13 protein-coding genes are annotated in these 18,927 nt (G+C 57.5%); 10 read left to right on the top strand and 3 right to left on the bottom strand.

From position 1 onward, the window contains the following. Window positions 1-30 precede the first annotated feature (30 nt). Entirely contained in the window at window positions 31-2,796 is a 2,766-nt protein-coding gene (gene barA, locus KFZ77_RS15655) for a two-component sensor histidine kinase BarA (protein ID WP_264384724.1), read from the bottom strand. A gap of 55 nt (window positions 2,797-2,851) precedes the next feature. On the opposite strand from barA, the gene rlmD reads away from it, so the two are divergent. The 7 genes from rlmD (at window position 2,852) to queE (ending at window position 12,788) form a co-directional block, all read left to right on the top strand. Next, a complete protein-coding gene (gene rlmD / locus KFZ77_RS15650) occupies window positions 2,852-4,150 on the top strand; it encodes a 23S rRNA (uracil(1939)-C(5))-methyltransferase RlmD (RefSeq protein WP_031522855.1) in 1,299 nt (432 codons plus the stop codon). Window positions 4,151-4,262: 112 nt separating this feature from the next. Next, complete coding sequence (gene relA / locus KFZ77_RS15645; RefSeq protein ID WP_031522857.1) at window positions 4,263-6,494, top strand: GTP diphosphokinase; 2,232 nt, start codon at window positions 4,263-4,265, stop codon at window positions 6,492-6,494. 89 nt (window positions 6,495-6,583) lie between these two features. Beyond that, window positions 6,584-7,375 carry a nucleoside triphosphate pyrophosphohydrolase gene (gene mazG / locus KFZ77_RS15640; RefSeq protein ID WP_264384723.1) on the top strand — a complete coding sequence of 264 codons (792 nt, stop codon included), beginning with the start codon at window positions 6,584-6,586 and terminating at the stop codon, window positions 7,373-7,375. Window positions 7,376-7,715: 340 nt separating this feature from the next. Further along, window positions 7,716-9,353, top strand: a complete 1,638-nt coding sequence (gene pyrG, locus KFZ77_RS15635) for a glutamine hydrolyzing CTP synthase (RefSeq protein WP_031522860.1) — start codon at window positions 7,716-7,718, stop codon at window positions 9,351-9,353. 170 nt (window positions 9,354-9,523) lie between these two features. Beyond that, window positions 9,524-10,819 (top strand): phosphopyruvate hydratase, encoded by a 1,296-nt coding sequence (gene eno, locus KFZ77_RS15630; RefSeq protein WP_031522861.1) that lies wholly within the window; start codon window positions 9,524-9,526, stop codon window positions 10,817-10,819. A gap of 163 nt (window positions 10,820-10,982) precedes the next feature. After that, a complete protein-coding gene (adhP, locus tag KFZ77_RS15625) occupies window positions 10,983-12,005 on the top strand; it encodes an alcohol dehydrogenase AdhP (protein WP_264384722.1) in 1,023 nt (340 codons plus the stop codon). 111 nt (window positions 12,006-12,116) lie between these two features. Then, complete coding sequence (queE, locus tag KFZ77_RS15620) at window positions 12,117-12,788, top strand: 7-carboxy-7-deazaguanine synthase QueE (RefSeq protein WP_031522865.1); 672 nt, start codon at window positions 12,117-12,119, stop codon at window positions 12,786-12,788. A gap of 54 nt (window positions 12,789-12,842) precedes the next feature. Here queE and queD read toward each other — a convergent pair whose 3' ends face one another. After that, on the bottom strand, window positions 12,843-13,205 hold the full coding sequence (queD, locus tag KFZ77_RS15615) for a 6-carboxytetrahydropterin synthase QueD (RefSeq protein ID WP_264384721.1): 363 nt from the start codon (window positions 13,203-13,205) through the stop codon (window positions 12,843-12,845). A gap of 327 nt (window positions 13,206-13,532) precedes the next feature. Between queD and cysJ the strand changes: the two genes are divergently transcribed. The 3 genes from cysJ to cysH all read left to right on the top strand — a co-directional run bounded on the left by cysJ (window position 13,533) and on the right by cysH (window position 17,845). After that, window positions 13,533-15,338 carry an NADPH-dependent assimilatory sulfite reductase flavoprotein subunit gene (gene cysJ / locus KFZ77_RS15610; RefSeq protein ID WP_264384720.1) on the top strand — a complete coding sequence of 602 codons (1,806 nt, stop codon included), beginning with the start codon at window positions 13,533-13,535 and terminating at the stop codon, window positions 15,336-15,338. Continuing rightward, on the top strand, window positions 15,338-17,050 hold the full coding sequence (cysI, locus tag KFZ77_RS15605; protein WP_264384719.1) for an assimilatory sulfite reductase (NADPH) hemoprotein subunit: 1,713 nt from the start codon (window positions 15,338-15,340) through the stop codon (window positions 17,048-17,050). The genes cysJ and cysI overlap by 1 nt, the downstream gene beginning before the upstream one ends. 63 nt (window positions 17,051-17,113) lie before the next feature. Beyond that, entirely contained in the window at window positions 17,114-17,845 is a 732-nt protein-coding gene (gene cysH, locus KFZ77_RS15600) for a phosphoadenosine phosphosulfate reductase (protein WP_264384718.1), read from the top strand. 30 nt (window positions 17,846-17,875) lie between these two features. Here the strand turns inward: cysH and KFZ77_RS15595 are convergent, their stop codons facing one another. After that, window positions 17,876-18,925, bottom strand: a complete 1,050-nt coding sequence (locus KFZ77_RS15595; protein ID WP_264384717.1) for an aminopeptidase — start codon at window positions 18,923-18,925, stop codon at window positions 17,876-17,878. Between the last annotated feature and the right edge of the window lie 2 nt (window positions 18,926-18,927).

The following is an 18,927-nucleotide window of genomic DNA, read 5'->3' as shown; positions in this document are numbered from 1 at the left end:
CGTAGCGCACCCGCCTTTTTTATCACCGCGTTATTCCCCATCCCGCAATATTGCCTGCGCCTCGCGGGTCACGTTATCCATCTCATCAAGCAGCTCCAGCAGCTCTGGCTCCAGATCCTCCGGTGCCACGCCGGTGCGCAGCTGCTGTTCGATGAAATGGCAGATCTGCTTCAGGCGCGGCACCCCGCTGTAGCCGCAGCTGCCGTGCAGTTTGTGCACGATATCCACCAGCGGCTCGGTCGCGTTGCCATCCAGCTGCGCCTCAATGCGCTCGCGCACTTCCGGCAGGAAATCAACCAGCATCCCCAGCATGTCGCGCGCCAGGGTTGGCTTATTCGCGGACTGACGCAGCGCCAGCGCCCAGTCGAAGCTGCACGCTTTCTCCTGCGGCACAGGTGCAGGCAGTACCACAGCCGTCGGCGGGTTAATCAGATTGCCCGGCTGATAGCGCAGCAGCAGGCTGCGCAACTTGTCTTCTTCTATCGGCTTCGCCAGATAGTCATTCATCCCGGCATTGAGCAGCTTCTCTTTCTGCCCGGCCATCGCGTGGGCGGTCACCGCAATCATCGGGGTATGGGCATGATGCGGCAGCTTGCGAATCAGCTCGCAGGCGCGAATGCCGTCCATACCCGGCATCTGAATATCCATCAGGATGAGATCGAAAAGCCTGGTCCGCGCGTTATCCAGCGCCTGGGGGCCGCTTTCACACAGCACCACCTGTTCAACGTGATCCTCCAGCAGCGCGCCGATAAGTTTCAGGTTGGCGGGATTATCATCCACCGCCATGACGGTCATCGGCAGCTGCTGCTTATCCGCGCTCTCAAGGGGCGAGGCAATACGTTTGCGGCAGTGTTCTATCAGCAACGGCATCAGGCGCGTGGAGGTGATGGGTTTCAGCAGACAGCCGGCTGCACCGCCGTGTTTAAGATCCTCGGCGTTTACCTGCATGTGGCAGGGCAGCGCCAGCAGCAGGCAGTCGGTCATGGCAGCCGCTTTTTTGAAGCGCTCTTTTTGCAGCCCCATCTCTTCGCGCTGCGTCACCGGCACGGCCATCAGCAGCATGTCGTAATGCTCATCCGCTAATCCGGAGAAGGTCGGGCTGAAAATCACCTTCAGCGGCGTCGCCGCGAGCATATCCAGCGTGCTCTGCGCCGCTGCAACGTTTGACTCGACGTAGGCGATACGCTTGCCCTCAAGGCAATCTTTGGCGTGCCCATCGATTATCACATTCGGATTGAGATCGAGGTTGATGTTAAACCAGAAGGTGGAGCCGCGATTCGGCTGGCTGTGGAAGGAGACGTCGCCGCCCATTTCGTTCACCAGCTTCTGGGTGATCACCAGCCCCAGCCCGGTACCGCCGTGACGGCGGGAAATACTGGCATCTGCCTGGCGAAACGCCTGGAACAGCCGGGACTGGTCGCGCTCGGGAATGCCGATACCGGTGTCGCGGATCTGCACCTCCAGCTGCACTTTGTTATTGCTGATGGAGCGCTGCTCTACCAGCACATCAATGTTGCCGCTTTCGGTAAACTTAATGGCGTTTCCTACCAGGTTGGTGATGATCTGCTGCAGCCGCAGCGGATCGCCAATCACGTTGTCCGGCACATCGTTTTTGATGTTCAGCGTCAGCTCAAGTCCCTTGTCGTGGGCCGAGTGCGCCAGCAGCGTGACAACTTCATCCAGCGAGCCGCGCAGCGGGAACGGAATGCTTTCCAGGATCAGCTTGCCCGCTTCCAGCTTCGAGAAGTCCAGCACGTCGTTGATGATGGCCAGCAGGTTATTCGCCGAGCGCTCGATGGTCAGCAGGTAATCGCGCTGGGTCGGATTGAGATCGGTTTTCAGCATCAGGCGAGTAAAGCCAATCACGCCGTTGAGCGGGGTGCGCAGCTCATGCGACATATTGGCAAGAAACTCAGATTTAATGCGCGCCGCTTCCTGGGCTTTCTTCTTCGCCAGATCCAGCTCGACGTTCTGGATCTCCATCTGCTCCAGGGTTTCCCGCAGATCGGAGGTGGACTGGTCGATATTGTGCTGCATCTCCTCGTGATAGGCGGCCAGCGACATCGCCATCGAGTTGATGCCGTTTTTCAGCATGTCCAGCTCGCCGAGCACGAAGCCCTCCACCCGGCTGTCAAGCTGCCCGCGGCGGATACGGTCAACGGTATTTACCATATTACGAATCGGGCCAATGACGTCGCGCATCAGCCGCCAGGCGAAGCCGAGCGCCACCGCGATGCAGAACAGCATCATCATTGACGAGGTAAATATCTCTTTATACTGCTGCAGGCGTACCGACTTAAGATCGAGCTCCAGCGCCACGTATCCGAGGGTGTTGTTATTGATTTTGGCCGCAGTTATGGCCGATTCATCCGGGGAATAGCGTTCGGAGATAATTGGCGTGTGCAGGATCAGCCGATCGCCAGCGCGCGTCACCGTTAACTGTTGAGGGATATCCTGGCCCGGCGGCAGACGCAGCTCGGCGGGGTTCAGGTGAAAATTTGAGGTGACGAAGAGGTTATTCTGGCTGTCATAGACGGAGATGGCCCGCACGATGTCGGAGTGACGACGGTGCAGCACGCTAATCAACTGGCGGATCGACTCACGGTTTTGCAGGTTCATCCCGTATTCACTCGACACCGCCAGCGGCTCGATGATGCTGGCTCCGGCGTCCTCCAGCTGCTGCTGAAGGTCGTTATAGCGGTGCACCACAAAGAAAATACTTAGCATCAATCCGATGAGGACCGTGGGCGCCAGTATCAAAATCATCATGCGTGCCCGAAGGCTGTAGTTGGTCATGGGGTTCCGTTATGGGACAATCAGCAACATTCAGATTATTTAAGACATTAACGCAATGGCGCAATTTTATTCAGCAAAACGTCGCAATACTACGCGCGATATCATTACGGTCACCGCAGACGATCTCGACCCGTTTGGCCAGGGCGTGGCGCGTCATCAGGGTAAAGCGCTGTTTATTGCCGGGCTGCTGCCCGGGGAAACGGCTGAGGTAACCCTGACCGAGGAAAAGCGTCAGTTTGCTCATGCACGCGTCAAAAAGCGTCTTACCCACAGCCCCGAGCGCGTCACACCGGCATGCCCGCACTTCAACGTGTGCGGCGGCTGCCAGCAGCAGCACGTCAGCGAGACGCTTCAGCAGTCCAGTAAAGCGCGGGCGCTTGCCCGCATGATGCACCAGCCGGTTGATGAGATTATTTCAGGCCCGACATGGGGTTACCGACGCCGGGCGCGGCTCGGGTTGAATTTTGCGCCACGTAAGCAAAGTTTACAAATGGGTTTTCGCATGGCGGGATCGAACGATCTGGTGGATGTGCATCACTGCCCCATTCTGGCGCCCCGTCTTGAGGCACTGCTTCCGGCGCTGCGTGACTGCCTGAGCGATTTACACGCGGTACGGCGACTCGGCCATGTGGAACTTGTGCTGGCGGATAATGGTCCACTCATCGTGTTACGCCATCTGGCACCGCTGAGCGAGGCCGATCGCGAAAAACTGGAACGCTTTTCGCATTCCGAACAGCTTTCCCTGTTTCTGGCCGCGGAAAGCGACAAAATAGCCCAGCTTAACGGCGATGCTCCCTGGTATGAATCAGACGGACTACGCTTATCCTTCAGCCCGCGCGATTTTATCCAGGTCAACGACGCGGTGAATCAGCAGATGGTGGCCCGGGCCATCGACTGGCTGGCGGTGAACGCGCAGGATCGCGTGCTGGATCTGTTCTGCGGCATGGGCAACTTTACCCTGCCGCTCGCCCGGCGCGCGCAGGAAGTGGTCGGCGTCGAAGGCGTGGCTGCGCTGGTGGAGAAAGGCCGTGAGAATGCAGCCCGGAATGGGCTGCAGAATGTGACCTTCTGGCACGAAAATCTGGAAGAGGACGTCACGCGCCAGCCGTGGGCGGCAGCAGGATTCAACAAAGTGTTGCTGGACCCGGCCCGTGCCGGCGCGCCTGGCGTTATGCAGCATATTTTACGTCTGGCTCCGGAAAAAGTGGTGTATGTCTCGTGTAACCCAACGACCCTCGCCCGGGACAGCGACGCGCTGCGGGCGGGGGGATACCAGATTACGCGGCTGGCGATGCTGGACATGTTCCCGCACACTGGGCATCTTGAGTCGATGGCGTTATTCGAAAAAGCGTAACGGCATGGTCGGTACGCCGGTGAGACAGCAGGAAAGGGGCGGATGCGTGATTCCGCCTTGTGGTTGAGGTTTGCCGATGCGGGTAAACCTGTAGTCCCGAAAGGAGAGGACAATGGTTGCGGTAAGAAGTGCACATCTGAGTCAGGCAGGCGAATTCGATCATGAAAAATGGATCGCAACGCTCGGTATTTCAAGCCCGCAGACGTGCGAATACTTAGCCGAAACCTGGGTCTATTGTGAACAGCAAACCCAGGGGCATCAGCACGCTGAATTGCTGCTCTGGCGCGGCGTAGAAATGGTTGAGATCCTGTCCATGCTCAGTATGGACTGCGACACGCTGCGTGCTGCTCTGCTCTTCCCGCTGGCCGATGCCGCTGTGGTAACCGAAGACGAGCTGGTGGAACGGGTCGGCAAGGAAGTGGTCAGCCTGATCCACGGCGTGCGCGACATGGACGCGATCCGCCAGCTTAAAGCCACCCACACCGATGCCGTTTCCTCGGATCAGGTGGATAACGTCCGCCGTATGCTGCTGGCGATGGTGGATGATTTCCGCTGCGTGGTCATTAAACTTGCCGAGCGAATTGCCCACCTGCGCGAAGTGAAAGACGCGCCGGAAGATGAGCGCGTGCTGGCGGCAAAAGAGTGCACCAACATCTATGCGCCGCTGGCGAACCGTCTTGGCATCGGCCAGCTCAAATGGGAGCTGGAGGACTACTGCTTCCGTTATCTTCACCCTGCTGAATACAAGCGCATTGCGAAGCTGCTGCACGAGCGGCGCATCGATCGCGAGCACTATATTGATGAGTTTGTCGGCCAGCTGCGCCGCACCATCAAAGAAGAGGGCGTGAAGGCCGAAGTGTACGGCCGCCCGAAGCACATCTACAGCATTTGGCGCAAAATGCAGAAGAAGCATCTGGCCTTCGATGAGCTGTTTGACGTGCGCGCGGTGCGTATCGTTGCCGAGCGTCTGCAGGACTGTTACGCGGCGCTGGGCATCGTCCACACGCTGTTCCGCCACCTGCCAGACGAGTTCGACGATTACGTCGCGAACCCGAAGCCGAACGGCTATCAGTCCATTCATACCGTGGTGCTGGGGCCGGACGGCAAAACCGTTGAGATTCAGATCCGTACTAAACAGATGCACGAAGACGCCGAGCTGGGCGTCGCCGCACACTGGAAGTATAAAGAGGGCGCGCAGCGTAGCGGCAGCACCGGACATGAAGACCGTATCGCCTGGCTGCGTAAGCTGATCGCCTGGCAGGAAGAGATGTCCGACTCCGGCGAAATGCTCGATGAAGTGCGCAGCCAGGTGTTCGACGACCGGGTTTACGTGTTTACCCCGAAAGGGGATGTGGTGGATCTTCCCGCCGGCTCCACGCCGCTCGACTTTGCCTATCACATTCACAGCGATGTGGGGCACCGCTGCATTGGCGCTAAAATCGGCGGGCGCATCGTGCCCTTTACCTATCAGCTGCAGATGGGCGATCAGATCGAAATCATCACCCAGAAACAGCCTAACCCGAGCCGCGACTGGCTTAACCCGAACCTCGGTTATGTCACGACCAGCCGCGGGCGCTCAAAGATCCACGCCTGGTTCCGTAAGCAGGATCGCGATAAGAACATCATCGCCGGACGGCAGATCCTTGACGACGAGCTGGCGCACCTCGGCATCAGCCTGAAGGAAGCGGAAAAACATCTGCTGCCGCGTTACAACTTCAATGAAATTGATGAGCTGCTGGCGGCCATCGGCGGGGGCGATATTCGTCTCAACCAGATGGTGAATTTCCTGCAGTCGCAGTTCAACAAGCCGAGCGCTGCCGAGCAGGACGCCGCAGCGCTGCGTCAGCTGAAGCAAAAAACCTACGCGCCGCAGGGGCGCAGCAAGGATAACGGTCGCGTGGTGGTGGAGGGCGTCGGGAACCTGATGCACCACATTGCGCGCTGCTGCCAGCCGATACCTGGCGACGACATCGTCGGCTTTATCACCCAGGGGCGCGGTATCTCCATTCACCGCGCCGACTGCGACCAGCTGGTTGATCTGCAGTCGCACGCGCCGGAACGTATTGTTGATGCCGTGTGGGGCGAAAGCTACTCCGCTGGCTATTCGCTGGTGGTGCGCGTGACCGCCAACGACCGCAGCGGCCTGCTGCGCGACATCACCACCATTCTGGCGAATGAAAAGGTCAACGTGCTCGGCGTCACCAGCCGCTCCGACACGCGCCAGCAGCTCGCGACTATCGATATGGACATCGAGATCTATAACCAGCAGGTGCTGGGCCGGGTCCTGGGTAAGCTCAATCAGGTGCCGGATGTTATCGACGCGCGCCGCCTGCACGGCGGATAATCTCTCTCGACCATCACTCTTCCGCCCCCTCAGTGGAGGGGGCTGGAGCGCGATTGCGCGCTCCGTCAGCGAAACAGCAAGGACTTCACATGACGCAAATTGACCGCCTGCTCTCTATCATGACCCGCCTGCGCGACCCGCAAACCGGTTGCCCGTGGGACAAAGAGCAAACCTGGGCCACTATCGCGCCTTATACCCTTGAAGAGACCTATGAGGTGCTGGATGCCATTGCGCGCGAAGACTTTGACGATCTGCGCGGCGAGCTGGGCGATCTGCTGTTCCAGGTGGTGTTTTATGCCCAGATGGCGCAGGAGGAAGGGCGTTTCAACTTTGATGATATTTGTGCCGCCATCAGCGACAAGCTGGAGCGCCGGCATCCCCATATTTTTGGCGATGCTACAGCGCAAAACAGCACCGAAGTGCTGGCGCGCTGGGAGCAGATCAAAAGCGATGAGCGCGCGGAGAAAGCCCAGCACTCTGCGCTGGATGATATTCCCGAAAGCCTGCCGGCGCTGATGCGCGCCCACAAGATCCAGAAGCGTTGCTCGGCGGTAGGATTTGACTGGAACTCTATCGGACCGGTGCTGGATAAAGTGCATGAAGAGATCGATGAAGTGATGCACGAAGCGCAGCAGGCAGTAATCGAGGAAGCAAAACTGGAAGAGGAGATCGGCGATCTGCTGTTTGCCACGGTGAACCTTTCGCGCCACCTTGGAGCAAAAGCGGAAACTGCGCTGCAGAAAGCCAACCGCAAGTTCGAGCGCCGTTTCCGTCAGGTTGAAAGCATCATAGCCGCGCAAGGGCTGGCAATGGGTGAGGCTACGCTTGAACAGATGGAAGCCGCCTGGCAGCAGGTTAAACAGCAGGAATATGATATTTAAGGCGTTTTTTCGCTGAAACCGGTTTGCGGCCAAAACTTAAATGACAAGCGGTTGATTTACGTCAAAAACATTTTTATCCAGGCGGCTATTTTCATGAGCCTCAGGAGCGCAGCGGCAGTGATGTAAGCGTGCCAGGCGGGCCATTAGCGCGCTAACAGCGTGATAACGGCATGAATAACAACGGTCGGGGAGAGGCGGGCTGCGGAAAATACTGCATAACGCCAGCATAGTCTGCCCGGTCGCGGACGAAGGAAAGTTTGTGGCGCCCAGGCTGTTCGGGTATACTACTTTCCCGTCCTGGTTATCCACCGTCTTTTAAACCTAACTTCTCAGGTTCAGCATGACAACGAACTATATTTTTGTGACCGGCGGGGTCGTATCCTCTCTGGGTAAAGGCATTGCCGCAGCCTCCCTCGCAGCCATTCTTGAAGCCCGTGGCCTCAACGTGACCATCATGAAACTCGATCCGTATATCAACGTCGATCCGGGTACCATGAGTCCTATTCAGCACGGGGAAGTGTTCGTTACTGAAGACGGCGCTGAAACCGATCTTGACCTCGGTCACTACGAGCGTTTCATCCGCACCAAAATGAGCCGCCGCAACAACTTCACCACCGGCCGTATCTACTCTGACGTACTGCGTAAAGAGCGCCGTGGCGACTACCTGGGCGCGACCGTTCAGGTTATTCCGCACATCACTAATGCCATCAAAGAGCGCATCATTGAAGGTGGCGAAGGCCACGACGTGGTGCTGGTGGAAATCGGCGGTACCGTCGGCGACATCGAATCTCTGCCATTCCTGGAAGCTATTCGTCAGATGGCGGTAGAAGTGGGCCGCGAGCGCACCCTCTACATGCACCTGACTCTGGTGCCGTACATGGCGGCAGCCGGTGAAGTTAAAACCAAACCGACCCAGCACTCTGTTAAAGAACTGCTCTCTATCGGTATCCAGCCTGATATTCTGATTTGCCGCTCCGATCGTGCCGTTCCGGCGAACGAACGCGCGAAGATTGCGTTGTTCTGTAACGTGCCTGAAAAAGCGGTTATTTCACTGAAAGACGTTGATTCTATTTATAAGATTCCGGGGATGTTGAAATCTCAGGGGCTGGACGATTATATTTGTAAACGATTCAGCCTGAACTGCGCCGAAGCAAATCTGGCAGAATGGGAGCAGGTGATTTACGAAGAAGCCAATCCGTCAGGTGAAGTCACCATCGGGATGGTCGGTAAATACATCGAGCTGCCGGATGCGTACAAATCCGTTATCGAAGCGCTGAAGCACGGCGGGCTGAAAAATCGTCTGACCGTCAACATCAAGCTTATCGATTCCCAGGATGTGGAAACGCGCGGCGTAGAAGTACTGAAAGATTTAGACGCCATTCTTATCCCGGGCGGCTTCGGCTACCGTGGGGTTGAAGGTAAAGTGGCGACCGCACGCTATGCGCGCGAGAACAATATTCCCTACCTTGGCATCTGCCTGGGTATGCAGGTTGCGCTGATGGAGTTTGCACGTAACGTCGCGGGTATGGCTGACGCCAACTCAACGGAATTTGTGCCAGACTGTAAATACCCGGTCGTGGCGCTTATCACCGAATGGCGTGATGAGAACGGCAACGTTGAAGTACGTACCGAGAAGAGCGATCTCGGCGGCACCATGCGTCTTGGCGCGCAGCAGTGCCAGCTGTCCGATGAGAGCCGCGTACGTCAGCTGTACGGCACGCCGACTATCGTCGAGCGCCACCGTCACCGCTACGAAGTTAACAATATGCTACTGAAGCAAATTGAAGCAGCAGGTCTGCATGTTGCAGGCCGTTCCGGTGATGATCAGCTGGTTGAGATCATCGAGGTTCCGAACCATCCGTGGTTTGTTGCCTGTCAGTTCCACCCGGAATTTACTTCCACCCCGCGTGATGGGCATCCGCTGTTTGCCGGCTTTGTTAAAGCCGCGAGCGAGTACCAGAAGCGTCAGGCGAAGTAACAAGCAGTTATAACGGCAACGCGGCGTTTACGCCGATACCCATCACGCTGTAGCAGGCTTCATCGATCGCCAATATTTCCGGTCGGTGAACAAAAGCCGCTACAGCGTGTCAGTTAAGGAAGCGCGTTGTTTGTCTGGAGTTTTAGTTTAACTTGCTAGAGGAAAACCCAATGTCCAAGATCGTTAAAGTCATCGGTCGTGAAATCATCGACTCCCGTGGTAACCCGACTGTTGAAGCGGAAGTTCACCTGGAAGGCGGTTTTGTTGGTATGGCTGCTGCTCCGTCAGGTGCTTCTACTGGTTCCCGCGAAGCGCTGGAACTGCGTGATGGCGACAAATCCCGTTTTCTGGGTAAAGGCGTAACCAAAGCTGTTGGCGCGGTTAACGGCCCGATTGCTCAGGCTATCCTTGGCAAAGACGCCAAAGATCAGGCTGGCATCGATAAGATCATGATCGACCTCGACGGTACTGAGAACAAATCTAACTTCGGTGCAAACGCCATCCTGGCCGTTTCCCTGGCGAACGCTAAAGCAGCTGCTGCTTCTAAAGGCCAGCCGCTGTATGAGCACATCGCTGAGCTGAACGGCACTCCGGGCAAATTCTCCATGCCTCTGCCGATGATGAACATCATCAACGGCGGCGAGCACGCAGACAACAACGTTGATATCCAGGAATTCATGATTCAGCCGGTTGGCGCGAAAACTGTGAAAGAAGCCATCCGTATGGGTTCTGAAGTTTTCCATAACCTGGCAAAAGTTCTGAAGTCTAAAGGCATGAATACCGCTGTTGGCGACGAAGGCGGCTACGCGCCGAACCTGGGTTCCAACGCCGAAGCGCTGGCTGTTATCGCGGAAGCGGTAAAAGCAGCAGGCTACGAACTGGGCAAAGACATCACCCTGGCGATGGACTGCGCAGCGTCTGAATTCTACAAAGACGGCAAATACGTGCTGGCTGGCGAAGGCAACAAAGCCTTCACCTCTGAAGAGTTCACCCACTTCCTGGAAGACCTGACCAAACAGTACCCGATCGTCTCTATCGAAGATGGCCTGGACGAATCTGACTGGGACGGTTTTGCTTACCAGACCAAAGTACTGGGCGACAAAATCCAGCTGGTTGGTGACGACCTGTTCGTAACCAACACTAAGATCCTGAAAGAAGGTATCGACAAAGGCATCGCTAACTCCATCCTGATCAAATTCAACCAGATCGGTTCTCTGACTGAAACCCTGGCTGCAATCAAGATGGCGAAAGATGCGGGCTACACTGCCGTTATCTCTCACCGCTCTGGCGAAACTGAAGACGCTACCATTGCCGACCTGGCTGTGGGTACCGCTGCAGGCCAGATCAAAACCGGTTCCATGAGCCGTTCTGACCGCGTTGCGAAATACAACCAGCTGATTCGTATCGAAGAAGCTCTGGGCGACCGTGCACCGTTCAACGGCCTGCGCGAAGTGAAAGGTCAGTAATTTTTACTGCCGCTTCACGTTGAAAAACCCGCTTCGGCGGGTTTTTTTATGGGCGAAACGTAGCCATCTTCTCAATCTTTAGTTACGCAAAGGTGGAAAGTTGCGCTTCACTGAAAGGAGGTTCAGTGTAGGTGGGTCATCAATAACAGGTAAGGAGACAGTGATGAAAGCAGCCGTAGTCAGCAAAGATCATTCCGTTGAAATTATTGATAAAACTGTGCGTCCGCTTGAGCACGGCGAGGCGTTACTCAGCATGGAGTGCTGCGGTGTATGCCACACCGATCTGCACGTTAAAAATGGTGATTTCGGTGATGTCACCGGCCGCACGCTGGGCCATGAAGGCATCGGTATCGTGAAATCTGTTGGGCCGGGCGTGACCTCTCTCAAGGCCGGCGATCGCGCCAGCGTCGCCTGGTTCTTCCGTGGTTGTGGCCACTGTGAATACTGTAACAGCGGGAACGAAACCCTGTGCCGCAGCGTGACCAACGCAGGCTACACCGCAGACGGCGGCATGGCCGAAGAGTGCATCGTGGTGGCCGATTACGCGGTAAAAGTGCCGGATGGCCTCGATTCTGCCGCCGCCAGCAGCATTACCTGTGCGGGCGTCACTACCTACAAAGCGGTCAAAGTATCCAACATCAAGCCGGGCCAGTGGATTGTGATTTACGGGCTTGGCGGCCTCGGTAACCTTGCGCTGCAGTACGCGAAAAACGTGTTCAATGCGAAGGTCATCGCGGTAGACGTTAACGATTTACAGCTCGATTTCGCCAAAGAGAGCGGCGCTGACCTGGTGATCAACTCGCGCACGGACGATGCTGCGAAAATCATTCAGGAGCAGACTGGCGGGGCGCATGCCGCCGTTGTCACCGCGGTAGCGAAAGCCGCGTTTAACTCCGCGGTTGATGCCGTGCGCGCCGGGGCGCGTATCGTGGCGGTAGGTTTGCCGTCAGAATCCATGAGCCTGAACATTCCTCGCCTGGTGCTTGACGGTATTGAAGTGGTGGGCTCCCTGGTCGGCACGCGTCAGGATCTGGCGGAGGCCTTCCAGTTCGCGGCTGAAGGCAAGGTGAAGCCGACGGTAACGCTGCGCCCGCTCGAAGACATCAATGCCATTTTCCACGAAATGGAGAGTGGGAAGATTAAAGGGCGCATGGTTATCGATTTTAAGCATAAATCAGTCCGTTAAGCGTTCTGCATAACGAGCCGGCACCGGTGCCTCAGGGCGTCGGTGCCACAACAGATGACCCCCGCGCTGAGTTCTGCGATAATCACGGTTTACCGCAACCAAGAGTGAATCATGCAGTACCCGATTAATGAAATGTTCCAGACTCTCCAGGGCGAGGGTTACTTCACCGGCGTTCCGGCCATTTTTATCCGTTTGCAGGGATGCCCGGTAGGCTGTGCCTGGTGCGATACCAAACACACCTGGGACAAGTTAAGCGATCGGGAAGTGTCGCTGTACAGCGTGCTCGCCAAAACCAAAGAGAGCGATAAGTGGGGCGCAGCAAGCAGTGAAGAGCTGCTGGCGATTATTGAGCGTCAGGGCTGGACCGCGCGCCACGTCGTGATCACCGGTGGAGAACCCTGCATTCACGATCTGATGCCGCTGACCATGGCGCTGGAAGCGCTCGGCTTCAGCTGCCAGATAGAAACCAGCGGTACGCACGATGTGCGTTGCACCACTGGCACCTGGGTAACGGTGTCGCCGAAGGTAAACATGAAAGGCGGATACGACGTGCTCGCCCAGGCGCTGGAGCGTGCGGATGAAGTGAAACATCCGGTAGGGCGTATGCGCGATATCGAAGCGCTGGATGAGTTACTGGCGACGCTTGATGACCATAAGCAGCGCGTGATTGCGCTTCAGCCGATCAGTCAGAAAGAAGACGCCACGCGCCTGTGCATTGAAACCTGTATCGCCCGCAACTGGCGGCTGTCGATGCAGACCCACAAGTATCTGAACATAGCCTGATCGTTTTTCCTCGCCCTGCCTTCTCCCTCTGGAAGAGGGCAGGTGAGACCACGCTTATTCGCCGCGATACACGCAACCCGCGGTGCAGGTCTCTTTCACCATCACCGCGCTCAGCAGCGGCAGCACCGGTTTCATCTCATTCCAGATCCACGCCGCCAGCACTTCACTGGTCGGATTCTCAAGGCCCGGGATATCGTTGAGATAGTAATGATCGAGGCGGTTATACACCGGCTTAAATGCCGCTTTCAGCTCGGCAAAGTCCATTACCCAGCCGGTATGCGCATCCACGTCGCCGGTAATTTCCAGGCGCACCATGAACGAGTGCCCGTGCAGGCGACCGCATTTGTGGCCTTCCGGTACATGCGGGAGATGGTGGGCGGCTTCGAAGGTGAAATCTTTAAACAGCGTGGTTGGCATAACAGCGTCTCAGTATGGCTAAAAATAAGGCTTAAAAGCGCTGCATACTACCGGAATTGCTTTTTTTTCGCATTAGCTAAAACCCGCATATACAGCGAAGCGCGCAGCGGGCCGCGCAATATGATAAAAATATGATATTTATCAAGGAATTAATTAACCAGTTTTAACGTTATTAACTACCCAAAAAAACGATTAGTTGATTTGGTTATTTATTATTTCCAACCCTTCTTTAGTTGTTATTATCCTCGCCGTTAACCTTACATTCTCTTCTGTTATTCCCGCACGGACAGGGTGCGAAACAGCTTTGCTACTGGAACTTAACGACGCATGACGACTCAGGCCCCACCTTCAGCATTGCTTCCGCTTAACCCGGAGCAACTGGCGCGCCTCCAGGCCGCTACCACCGATCTTACGCCCACTCAGCTGGCCTGGGTGTCCGGCTACTTCTGGGGCGTGCTCAATCAGCAGCCGGGTGCTGCCGCGCAGGCACAGCCGGTCGCGGTTGAAACGCCGGGCGTTACCATTATCTCCGCTTCCCAGACTGGCAATGCTCGCCGCGTAGCGGAAGCGCTGCGTGACGAGCTGCTGGCGGAGAAGCTGAACGTTAATCTGGTGAACGCCGGGGATTACAAGTTCAAGCAGATCGCCCAGGAGAAGCTGCTGGTGGTGGTGACCTCGACCCAGGGTGAGGGCGAGCCGCCGGAAGAGGCCGTCGCGCTACATAAATTCCTGTTTTCTAAAAAAGCGCCGCAGCTTAACGGTACCGCCTTCGCGGTGTTCAGCCTCGGCGACAGCTCCTATGAGTTCTTCTGCCAGTCAGGTAAAGATTTCGACAGCAAACTCGCCGAGCTCGGCGGTGAACGCCTGCTGGACCGCGTCGATGCCGATGTGGAGTACCAGGAGCAGGCGAAAGCGTGGCGCGCCAGCGTGGTGTCGGTACTCAAAGCGCGCGCACCGGCCGCTTCTCCGGCTCAGGTTTCCAGTGCTGCCAGCGGTGCCGTCAACCTGGTCGATTCCACGCCGTATACCAAAGAGCAGCCGCTGAGCGCCAGCCTGGCGGTGAACCAGAAGATCACCGGTCGCGACTCGGATAAAGACGTGCGCCATCTGGAGATCGATCTTGGCGATTCCGGCCTGCGTTACCAGCCGGGGGATGCGCTTGGTGTGTGGTATCAAAACGATCCGGCGCTGGTTAACGAGCTGGTCGAGCTGCTGTGGCTTAAGGGTGACGAGCTGGTGCAGATTGACGGCAAAGCGCTGGCCCTGAGCGAAGCGCTGCAGTGGCATTTTGAACTGACGGTGAATACCGCCGCTATCGTAGAGAACTACGCTGCGCTGTCACGCAACGAGACGCTGCTGGAGATGGTAGGGGATAAAAGCAAGCTTCAGCACTATGCCGCCCTCACCCCGATTGTCGATATGGTGCGTTTCGCCCCGGCGCAACTGGAAGCCGAACAGCTTATCAGCCTGCTGCGTCCGCTGACGCCGCGCCTCTACTCTATCGCCTCGTCTCAGGCTGAGGTTGAGAGCGAAGTGCATATCACGGTCGGCGTCGTGCGTTACGACGTTGAAGGCCGCCCGCGTGCGGGTGGCGCATCCAGCTTCCTCGCCGATCGCATTGAAGAAGATGGCGAGGTGCGCGTATTCATCGAGCACAACGACAACTTCCGCCTGCCGGCCAACCCGGAAACCCCGGTGATTATGATTGGTCCTGGCACCGGCATTGCGCCGTTCCGCGCTTTTATGCAGCAGCGTGCCGCCGATGAAGCACCGGGTAAAAACTGGCTGTTCTTCGGCAACCCGCACTTTACTGAAGATTTCCTGTATCAGGTCGAGTGGCAGCGCTACGTCAAAGAGGGCGTACTGAGCCGCATCGATCTCGCCTGGTCCCGCGATCAGGAACATAAAATATACGTACAAGACAAACTGCGCGAACAGGGCGCAGAGGTGTGGCGCTGGCTGAATGACGGTGCCCACATTTACGTCTGCGGTGATGCCGGTCGCATGGCCAAAGACGTTGAGCAGGCTTTACTGGACGTGATCGTCGAATTCGGTGGCATGGACACCGAAGCGGCGGATGAATATTTAAGTGAGCTGCGCGTAGAGCGCCGTTATCAGCGAGATGTCTACTAATGAGCGATAAACATCCCGGCCCTCTGGTGGTCGAAGGTAAGCTGGCCGATGCCGAGCGCATGAAGGGCGAGAGCAACTATCTGCGCGGCACCATTGCGGAAGATCTGAATCATGGCCTCACCGGCGGCTTCAACGGTGATAACTTCCTGCTGATCCGTTTCCACGGTATGTATCAGCAGGATGACCGTGATATCCGCGCCGAGCGCGCTGAGCAGAAGCTGGAGCCGCGCCACGCCATGATGCTGCGCTGCCGTCTGCCTGGCGGCATTATCACTCCTGCACAGTGGCAGGCGATCGATAAGTTTGCCGGGGATAAAACCCTTTACGGCAGCATCCGTATCACCAACCGCCAGACCTTCCAGTTCCACGGCATTCTGAAAAAGAACGTCAAACCGGCGCATCAGATGCTGCATGAGGTGGGCCTTGACGCGCTGGCAACGGCGAATGACGTCAACCGTAACGTGCTCTGCACCTCAAACCCGGTTGAGTCGGAACTGCATGCCGAAGCCTATGAATGGGCGAAAAAGCTCTCTGAGCACCTGCTGCCGCAGACCCGCGCCTATGCAGAGATCTGGCACGATAAAGAGAAAGTGGCGACCACCGATGAGGAGCCGATCCTCGGTAAAACCTATCTGCCGCGTAAGTTCAAAACTACGGTGGTGATCCCGCCGCAGAACGACGTCGATCTGCATGCCAATGACATGAACTTCATCGCCATCGCTGAAAACGGCAAGCTGGTGGGCTTCAACCTGCTGGTGGGCGGCGGTCTCTCCATCGAACACGGCAATAAAAATACCTACGCCCGCACAGCAAGCGAGTTTGGCTACATCCCGCTGGAGCATACCCTGGCGGTGGCGGAGGCGGTGGTTACCACCCAGCGCGACTGGGGCAACCGTACCGACCGTAAAAATGCCAAAACTAAGTACACCCTGGAGCGTGTCGGCGTTGACGTGTTCAAAGCCGAAGTGGAACGCCGCGCAGGCATCACCTTCGCCCCGATCCGCCCTTACGAATTCACCGGCCGCGGCGATCGCATTGGCTGGGTGAAGGGCATCGACGACAAGTGGCACCTGACGCTGTTCATTGAGAACGGACGTATTCTCGACTATCCGGATCGTCCGCTGAAAACCGGGCTGCTGGAGATCGCGAAGATCCACAAAGGCGACTTCCGCCTCACCGCCAACCAGAACCTGATTGTCGCGGGCGTGCCGGAAAGCGAGAAAGCAAAAATTGAAGCGCTGGCGGTGGCTCATGGGCTGATGAATGCCGTGACGCCGCAGCGTGAAAACTCAATGGCCTGCGTCGCGTTCCCGACCTGTCCGCTGGCGATGGCGGAGGCCGAGCGCTTCCTGCCGGCGTTTGTCGATAAGGTGGAAGCCACCATGACCAAGCACGGCGTGGGCGATGACCATATCGTGATGCGCGTCACCGGCTGCCCGAACGGCTGCGGGCGTGCGATGCTGGCGGAGATCGGTCTGGTGGGCAAAGCGCCGGGGCGCTACAACCTGCATATCGGCGGCAACCGCATCGGCACGCGTATTCCGCGCATGTACAAGGAAAACATCACCGAGCCGGAAATCCTGGCCTCGATCGATGAGCTGGTTGGTCGCTGGGCGAAAGAGCGCGATGCGGGCGAAGGCTTTGGTGATTTCGCGGTGCGCAGCGGCATTATTCGTCCGGTGCTCGACCCGGCGCGTGATTTCTGGGAATAGCGTCTCTCTTTCACGCCGGAGAGGGAATAACCTCCTCTCCGGCGACATACCTGCGAGGTGAACATGTCTTTACTCGATCTCAACGCGCTGCATACGCTCTCTAAACCCGATCGCGCTCAGGCGCTGGCAGAAACCAATGCTCAACTGGAAGCCCTGAGCGCCGAAGCGCGCGTGACGTGGGCGCTGGAAAACCTGCCAGGCGAGTTTGTCCTCTCCTCTAGCTTTGGTATCCAGGCGGCGGTCTGTCTGCACCTGGTGACGCAGCAGCGCCCGGATATTCCGGTGATCCTCACCGATACCGGCTACCTGTTCCCGGAAACCTATCAGTTCATCGACGAGCTGACTGAAAAGCTGAACCTGAATTTGCAGGTTTACCGTGCGGCGCAAAGTCCGGCCTGGCAGGAGGCGCGCTACGGCAAGCTGTGGGAGCAGGGCGTGGACGGCATTGAGAAATACAACGACATCAACAAGGTCGAGCCAATGAACCGGGCGCTGCACGAGCTGAACGCGAAAACCTGGTTTGCCGGCCTGCGCCGCGAACAGTCCGGCAGCCGCGCCGAACTGCCGGTGCTGGGCGTGCAGCGCGGGGTATTTAAGGTGCTGCCGATCATCGACTGGGATAACCGCACCGTTTACCAGTATCTGCAGAAGCATGGCCTGAAATATCACCCGCTGTGGGATCAGGGTTACCTCTCGGTGGGCGACACCCATACCACACGGAAATGGGAACCGGGCATGGCGGAAGAGGAGACGCGCTTCTTCGGCCTGAAGCGCGAGTGCGGGTTGCACGAGTAATCACATCAAGGGGAGCCGCGCTCCCCTTTTTTACTGCCGCTTGCTCTGCGCCAGCTCGGTAATCAGCGGCAACAGCACGTTTACCACATCGCGGCTGCGCTTCTCTACCCGCCCTGGCAGGGCGCTGTCGATATGGGCAATATTATCCAGCTTCGGATTATGCCACGCGTTGCCGTCCGGGAAGGCTTTGCTTCGCGCAACCTGCTGATAACCATCGTGCTTGCCGAGCGACCAGTTAGTGGCCTCAACGGTCAGAACCGGTACGCCGTACTGGTCAAAGGACTCGGCATCGTTACAGCAGCCGGTGCCTTTCGGGTATTTTGCATTCAGCCCCGGACTGGTGGCCGCGCGAATGCCTTTGTGGGCGGCGATAGCCAGCGCGCGGTCGCGGGTCAGCTTCACCACCGCAGCAGGCGTCGATTTCCCGCTGTTGAAGTAGAGCTTGTCGCCGACAATCAGGTTATCGAGATTGATCACCAGCAGCGTGTTGACCCGGTCACGTGCACTCATCTTTTCCACGTAGTTAATCGAGCCGAAGCGGCCTTCCTCTTCGCCGCTGGAGGCGATAAAGCGCACCGTGTAATCGGTGGGCACATCGCGCAGGCGCTCGGCCAGTTCCAGCATCACTCCCACGCCCGCCGCGTTGTCATCCAGCCCCTGATAGGTCAGCCCGCCGAGATTGTTACGGGTGTCGCTGTCATTTTGCGGCGCGAAGGTATCAAGGTGCGCCATCACAATGATCTGGTACGGCGATGCGGCTTTCTTACCAGCAATCACCATATGGCCTTTGACATGCTGCCAGTCAACCTGGCGCGCGGCATGGCGGTACGGGTAGTGGATATCCAGCTCACGAATATCGCTCTGGTAACCCATACGGGAAAACTGCTGATTCACGTAATCAGCGGCCAGCATCTCTGCCGGGGAGCCGGTCATCCTGCCGGGAAAGACGGTAGCCAGATACCGGGCATGCTGTGACGCCACAGCGCCGGGTTTGGGCGTCGATGGCGCGGCCCAGGTCTGGGAAGAGAAGCACACGCCGAGGGCAGCGACCAACGCCGCACGGCGCAACGCGGAAAACATAA

The sequence above is a fragment of the Siccibacter colletis genome (genome assembly GCF_025914095.1).
Lineage (GTDB): Bacteria > Pseudomonadota > Gammaproteobacteria > Enterobacterales > Enterobacteriaceae > Siccibacter > Siccibacter colletis.
The sequence above is the reverse complement of the archived record's forward strand: the minus strand, read 5'-3'. Positions and strand labels throughout refer to the sequence as shown.